Here is a 1,226-nt window from a genome sequence, read left to right as displayed (position 1 = left end):
TGGTGAACATCAGGCCGGTGGCGGTGGTCGCCTTGCCCCAGCCCCGGGCGTCGCACAGGGCGTCGTAGATGGCGGCGGGGTCGCCTCGCCCGGCGAGATAGACGGGGTGGACCAGCAGATCGGTGTCGGGCGCGAGGCCGCCCGGAGGAGATGTCGCAATCACGAGAGCGGCTCCTGGAGGAGGTGGGGAACGGGCCCGCGCGCGGCCGGGAGCGGACTGCTCGGCTGCACGCGGGCACGAGGGCGGCTGTGACGTGGATCTGGTGCTGGATGCCATGCGGATCACCGGCCCCGAGATGGGGCGGACCGGGCAGTGACGGCCGCCGGCACCCGCGGTTGTGGCTGCGGAGCGTGGCTGAACAGGGAGTTCGGCGCGGCGGTGCTTCGACGCAGGGCCGCTGCGGTACGGATGCTGTCCGACCCCAGGGGGATGCCGGTGTGGGTGCGGGTGGCCGCCGCGACCGGGGCAGCGGCGGGACGCGGTGTGGCGACGGGATTGCTCCAGTGCTCGACGGCTGCGTAGACCGGGCCCAGCGCCCGCCCGGCGTCGGTCAGGACGTACGGATCGCCGCGGTGCGGTCCGGTGCGAGTGACCAAGCCGTCGAGCTGAAGCCGCATCAGCCGCTGCCGGGTGAAGCCGTTGTCGAGCCCGGCCTCCTCGGCGGTGCGGACGAACCGCATGGGCCCCGCGTCGAGGACCTGGATCACGGCGGTCGAGTGGCGAAGGTGCAGCCGGCGCACGGCGTCCTCAGCGCGCTCGGCACCGGCCACCTTGCCGAGCGGCAGGTGTGCCTGGGACCAGTCGGACAGTGCCCGGTGCATCGAGGACAGCGAGTTGCCGAACCCGCTGAGCTGGTACGGGGCGCCGTGGCGATCACCGGCCCGGGTCACCAGGCCGTCAGCGTGCATCTGGGCCAGCCGCTTGCCGACGAACTGCTCGCTGACGAAGGGGAGCCGGGCGGCGACGTCACGCACACGCATGGGGCCGCCCTGCTGGGCCAGGGTCTGCGCCGACCAGGTGGTCCACTTCGGCGCGATCAGAGACAGCGCGTCCTCGACGCGCTGCGCGTCGACGGAGCCGATCTGCGAGGTTGCGGGCTGTACAGGGGTGGACATGGCGGTAACTCCGTTATGGCGAAGGGTGAATCGGGCGCGGGCGGCGGGGCGCGGATCAGTGAGGGTCGCGCTCGGCGCGAAGACGCTGGAGCACCGTGCCGAGGCGGCGG

At 73.1% G+C, this 1,226-nt stretch carries 1 protein-coding gene; it reads right to left on the bottom strand.

Annotation, left to right across the window (positions count from 1 at the left end; translation table 11 throughout):
- Nucleotides 1-282: 282 nt before the first annotated feature.
- The gene (locus RB628_RS40655; protein WP_318325672.1) at nucleotides 283-1,116 is read right to left on the bottom strand and encodes a winged helix-turn-helix transcriptional regulator; all 834 of its coding nucleotides are present in this window, start codon (nucleotides 1,114-1,116) and stop codon (nucleotides 283-285) included.
- Between the last annotated feature and the right edge of the window lie 110 nt (nucleotides 1,117-1,226).

This window comes from Streptomyces sp. ADMS, assembly GCF_033441795.1.
Lineage (GTDB): Bacteria > Actinomycetota > Actinomycetes > Streptomycetales > Streptomycetaceae > Streptomyces.
The sequence above is the reverse complement of the archived record's forward strand: the minus strand, read 5'-3'. Positions and strand labels throughout refer to the sequence as shown.